The organism is Porticoccus sp., assembly GCF_041592135.1.
Classification (GTDB): domain Bacteria; phylum Pseudomonadota; class Gammaproteobacteria; order Pseudomonadales; family Porticoccaceae; genus Porticoccus.
Genome location: NZ_JBFHQR010000155.1, coordinates 1 through 4909, shown reverse-complemented (window position 1 = coordinate 4909; position 4909 = coordinate 1). Strand labels below are relative to the sequence as shown.

Here is a 4909-nt window from a genome sequence, read left to right as displayed (position 1 = left end):
ACTGTGGTCTTCAAAGAGTACGTTTATAGCCGGTTAGGATTGAGTAGAAATTTAATTTTGTCGGTTCTCTGGCTGTTACCGATTATTGCTTCTCTTGTGGTAGTGTCTCTTTCCAAAAAAATGAGGTTTTTAAAGGGGTTATCACTTATTTTGGTTTTGAGTGTGCTTGGCCCTTTGGTTCATTTTCTGTCCGGTCAGTTTGGTACAACGATTGACTTTGCGGGCTTGCCTGGGCTGAAAGTAACTTTCCCGATTTACTTGGTATTGAGTTCGTTAACAATTGGCCTTGGCGCTGTTGTAGGTATACTCCTCAAGAAAAATAACTTGTGATTTTTAGATGCAAGCCCAGCCAAGCGCTGGGCTTTCTGTTTAAGGTCTTTGTAAATCCTCAGGCTGAAAATGTCGCCGCTTGTGAACGACACCGTGAATGTAAATGGTGTCGCCGGTCAGTTCATACATGATGCGGTAGGAATACATGCAAAGTGATCCTATTGGACTTCGGGGTGGAATAAACACCTACAGTTACGCCCCTCAAAATCCTGTGATTTTTTCTGATCCGTTAGGTCTATTTTCGGGCTGTAGATTGGTGGATGGTGGTCCAGGTTTTGACGATTATTATATTTGTGATAATGGTGGGCCAGACCATAATAACGGCGATGCCAGCGCGTTTCCTGGATCAATGAATAATGATAAAGATAGGGAATGTTTGCAGAAGTGCCGAACGGAAAAAGTATGGGTCGATGTGTTGTGTGATGTGGTAGGAAGTCAGGCAGGCGCTGCCGCTGCATCAAGTCCTTCTGGAGCTGCTCCAATTATTGGTCTTGGAACCGAAGTGGCAGTTTCCCAGACGTGTGGGACATTAATTGAGACATTGGTTTGTGAATGCGATGAAGAAGATACAAGTTGCCCCGCTCAATAGGAAATTATAATGAATTGCCCAAACTGTGGAGAAAAAATAGGCTTAAAAAAATATCTAAGTACAGACCCACAAGGTTTTGTATGTTCTGGTTGCAAGGCACGTTTAATGGTCAACCAATCCAATACAATGCTCAGATATTTTGCCTATCTAGCCGTGTTGTTATTCCTTAAATATTTTTTTGAGTTAAGTTTAGCCGGAATTTTATTATTTTTGGTGGTGGTTGCCTGCTTTGATTTTATGTTTGCTGCAAAGGCAAAAGTTGTTGATGAAGTGGGCGATAAGAAAGAATAAAGGCTAATGCCCGCGTTGCGGGCCTTTTGTTTATCACTCCGGTTTTTGCGCTTGCGCCGTTAGCACGAGACAGCCATTCATCACTCGCACCTTGATGAGCGTATCAATGGCAAAGCCAGCTTTCTCGAGCCATTTACCTTTGAGTTGTATCCAGGGCACGGATGGGTTGGCCGCATAAGGCGAAAGATGTTTGGGCCGGTAGTCACGTGATTGTTGGCAGACTTTGATTTGCCGTTGCTGTGATTTTTTTGTTGCCGGGCGCGAATCTGGCTTATGATTACCGTTACTCATAATAACCTCTTGGTCAGGTTGTTGTGATAGTCGGAGGAGAAAAAAGAAAAAAGGGGACAAATTTATTTTTCCACTGCCATCCCCACCAGCTGGCTGAGCCAAAATCCCTCGCAAATCAATGTGATTCTGCGTGCTTGCTCGGTTCAGCCAAATAGCGGGGCAGCACACCAATCGCTCCAGCTCTGAATAAGTACGGTCAAATCGGTCTTTGCACCAGCTTGCCCATCCAGATTCACCCCATCTGCCTACCATATAGCCGCTCTATTTCACCCTTAAATTTTCTTTTTCAAATTATCACCGGCCCCGAATGGAACCGGAATTCACTGTCCTGGGCTTCCACCAGTTGCTGCTCCTGCTCGCGGAATACGGCGATGCGTTTTTCCACTTCCTGGGCACCACCGGCCTGGCGGGCCAGGTTGAGGTAGTCCCGGTAATGGCGGCCCTCGGAGGTGAGCAGCGACAGGTAGAATTTCTGCAATTCCTCATCCAAGTGCGGCGCCAGCTTGGCGAAGCGCTCGCAGGAGCGGGCTTCGATAAAGGCGCCGACGATGAGGGTATCCACCAGCTTGGCGGGTTCATGGGTGCGCACTTTTTCTCGCAACCCCGCCGCATAGCGGGCGGCACTGATATTGCGGTATTCGATGCCGCGCTTTTTCATGATGGCGATCACCTGTTCGAAGTGACGCATCTCTTCCCGGGCCAGCCGCGACATCTTGTTGAGCAGCTCGAAGTTGTCCACATAGCGGTAGATCAGGTTCAGGGCGGTGCTGGCCGCTTTTTTCTCGCAATTCGCATGATCTATCAACAAAATTTCCAGGTTTTGGGGGTCCTTCGCCTCCTTGACCCAGTGGTCGGGTGTGGGGCAGGGCAAAAAAGCCTGGATTTCCTCCAGTACAGACATCGGCGCGACTACTCTCCGCTTTGCTTGCTGAAAAAGGACTGGCGCTCATCGGCGATGGTGCTGTCCAGCTGATGCACGATGGGTCTGTTGGCGACGGCTTTATACCAGTCCGCCAACCCGGCCACCTCGTCCATCACTTCCCAACCGTAAACCATCCGCATGGTTCGCGCCACCGCACCAAAGCTGTGATAGGCGACGATGTCGGCATAGCTGAAATCCCGGCCCGCCAGGTAGGGCCCAAACTGTGCCAGTCGACCCAGGGCTTTCAGCCCCCGTTCCACCAGCGGTTTGACTTCGTCGATGGTCTGTTGGGTATTGTTGCCGCTGTAGAGGCGCCGGGCCGGCAGTTCGATATACAGCTCGCAGACCCTCATCAGCTCGCGCACCTTGGCCCGGGCAAATGGGTCGGCGGGCAGTAGCGGCACTTCCGGCGTGACGTCTTCGAGGAATTCCAGGATGGCGGCGGTCTCGGTGAGGAAGCCCTCGCGGGCCTCCAGGCAGGGAATCTTGCCCATCGGGCTCATGGCGAGAAACTGTGGTTCCTGGCTGGGGTAGGTGCGAACTTCCTCGAATTCAAAGCCCTTTTCCAGCAGCGCCAGCTTGACCATATTGAAGTAGTTGCTGACGTGAAACCCATAGAGCTTGAGCATGGCCGTTCCCCCCGAAATGCCCGTCAGGACTGGTTATTGTGAGGCAAAGTGTAACAGAGAATTTACCGGATGAATGGCGGTTATCCACTTTAGTCACGTTACCCAGGCGGGGAAATTGATGTACTATACTGAGCCCTTGCGCCCGTGGCCTTTATGGCCCAGCAGCCGAACACCCCATCGGTAATGTGTTACCGATAGACCCCGACCAGTGGTGATCCCCCTGTGCCGGGTAAATCCACAAGATAAGAGGATGCAGATCGTGCTTGAAGCCTATCGCCAACATGTAGCGGAACGTGCCGCACAAGGAATCCCCCCGAAACCCCTGTCCCCGGAATGGACTGCCGAGCTGGTGGAGCTGTTGAAAAACCCACCCGCCGGTGAAGAAGCATTTTTGCTGGACCTGATTGCCAATCGCGTCCCGCCGGGAGTGGACGAAGCCGCTTATGTTAAAGCCGGCTTCCTCAGCGCCGTTGCCAAGGGCGAAGTGGCCTGCCCGCTGATCGATCAGCTCAACGCTGTCAAACTGCTGGGCAACATGCACGGCGGCTATAACGTGGCCACGCTGGTCGAACTGCTCGACAGCGCGGAACTGAGTGCCCAGTGCGCAGAAGAACTGAAGGGCACTACCCTGGTGTTCGACGCCTTCCACGACGTGGCTGAAAAAGCCGACGCCGGCAATGCCGATGCCAAAGCGGTGCTGCAATCCTGGGCCGACGCCGAGTGGTTCACCAAGCAGGACGCCGTTCCGGAAAGCATCAAGGCCATCGTCTTCAAGGTGACCGGTGAAACCAATACCGACGATCTGTCCCCGGCGCCCGACGCCTGGTCGCGCCCCGATATTCCCCTGCACGCCCTCGCCGCCTACAAAATGCAACGGGACGGCCTGACCCCCGACGAGCCCGGCAAGATCGGCCCGATGAAACAGATCGATGACATCAAGGCCAAAGGCCTGCCGGTCGCCTTCGTCGGCGACGTGGTCGGCACCGGCTCCTCCCGCAAATCCGCCACCAACTCGGTGCTGTGGTTCTTCGGCGAAGACATGCCCGGCGTACCCAACAAGCGCTCCGGCGGCATCTGTATCGGCAGCAAGGTCGCCCCGATCTTCTTCAACACCATGGAAGATGCCGGCGCACTGGTCTTCGAAGCACCCGTCGACGAGATCAACATGGGTGACGTGATCGAAATCCGCCCCTACGACGGCAAAATTCTCAGCGAATCCGGCGCCGTACTGTCCGAGTTCGCCTTCAAGTCCGATGTGATCCTGGACGAAGTGCGCGCCGACGGCCGTATCAACCTGATCGTTGGCCGCGGTTTGACCCAGCGCGCCCGCGAATACCTCGGCCTGCCCGCTTCCGACCTGTTCCGCCAGCCCGCGCAACCGGTTGACACCGGCAAGGGTTACACCCTGGCCCAGAAGATGGTCGGCAAAGCTTGCGGCGTTGCCGGCGTTCGCCCCGGCACTTACTGCGAACCGAAGATGACCACTGTCGGCTCCCAGGACACCACCGGCCCGATGACCCGCGACGAGCTGAAAGACCTGGCCTGTCTGGGCTTCTCCGCCGACCTGGTGATGCAGTCTTTCTGTCACACCGCCGCTTACCCCAAGCCGGTGGACATCGACACCCAGCACACCCTGCCCGACTTCATCATGAACCGCGGCGGCGTGTCCCTGCGTCCCGGTGACGGCATTATCCACAGCTGGCTGAACCGTATGCTGCTGCCCGACACCGTCGGCACCGGCGGCGACTCCCACACCCGTTTCCCGATGGGCATCTCCTTCCCCGGCGGTTCCGGCCTGGTGGCCTTTGCCGCCGCCACCGGCGTGATGCCGCTGGATATGCCGGAATCGGTACTGGT

The 4909-nt window shown here is 54.7% G+C and carries 7 protein-coding genes; 4 read left to right on the top strand and 3 right to left on the bottom strand.

The window, feature by feature from the left end; translation table 11 throughout:
- From ABY948_RS11185 to ABY948_RS11175, 3 genes are all read left to right on the top strand, one after another.
- Positions 1-330 (top strand): hypothetical protein (locus ABY948_RS11185; protein WP_461482616.1); only part of this gene is annotated, 330 nt, incomplete at its 5' end.
- 145 nt (positions 331-475) lie between these two features.
- Positions 476-919 carry a hypothetical protein gene (locus ABY948_RS11180; RefSeq protein ID WP_461482615.1) on the top strand — a complete coding sequence of 148 codons (444 nt, stop codon included), beginning with the start codon at positions 476-478 and terminating at the stop codon, positions 917-919.
- A 9-nt stretch (positions 920-928) separates the two neighbouring features.
- Positions 929-1210, top strand: a complete 282-nt coding sequence (locus ABY948_RS11175) for a hypothetical protein (protein WP_461482614.1) — start codon at positions 929-931, stop codon at positions 1208-1210.
- A 33-nt stretch (positions 1211-1243) separates the two neighbouring features.
- Here the strand turns inward: ABY948_RS11175 and ABY948_RS11170 are convergent, their stop codons facing one another.
- From ABY948_RS11170 to ABY948_RS11160, 3 genes are all read right to left on the bottom strand, one after another.
- Entirely contained in the window at positions 1244-1501 is a 258-nt protein-coding gene (locus tag ABY948_RS11170) for a SymE family type I addiction module toxin (protein WP_461482613.1), read from the bottom strand.
- A 286-nt stretch (positions 1502-1787) separates the two neighbouring features.
- The gene (locus ABY948_RS11165; RefSeq protein WP_461482612.1) at positions 1788-2402 is read right to left on the bottom strand and encodes a MiaE family protein; all 615 of its coding nucleotides are present in this window, start codon (positions 2400-2402) and stop codon (positions 1788-1790) included.
- An 8-nt stretch (positions 2403-2410) separates the two neighbouring features.
- Positions 2411-3052 carry a glutathione S-transferase family protein gene (locus ABY948_RS11160; protein WP_461482611.1) on the bottom strand — a complete coding sequence of 214 codons (642 nt, stop codon included), beginning with the start codon at positions 3050-3052 and terminating at the stop codon, positions 2411-2413.
- A 259-nt stretch (positions 3053-3311) separates the two neighbouring features.
- Here ABY948_RS11160 and ABY948_RS11155 point away from each other — a divergent pair.
- Positions 3312-4909 (top strand): bifunctional aconitate hydratase 2/2-methylisocitrate dehydratase (locus ABY948_RS11155; protein WP_461482617.1); only part of this gene is annotated, 1598 nt, incomplete at its 3' end.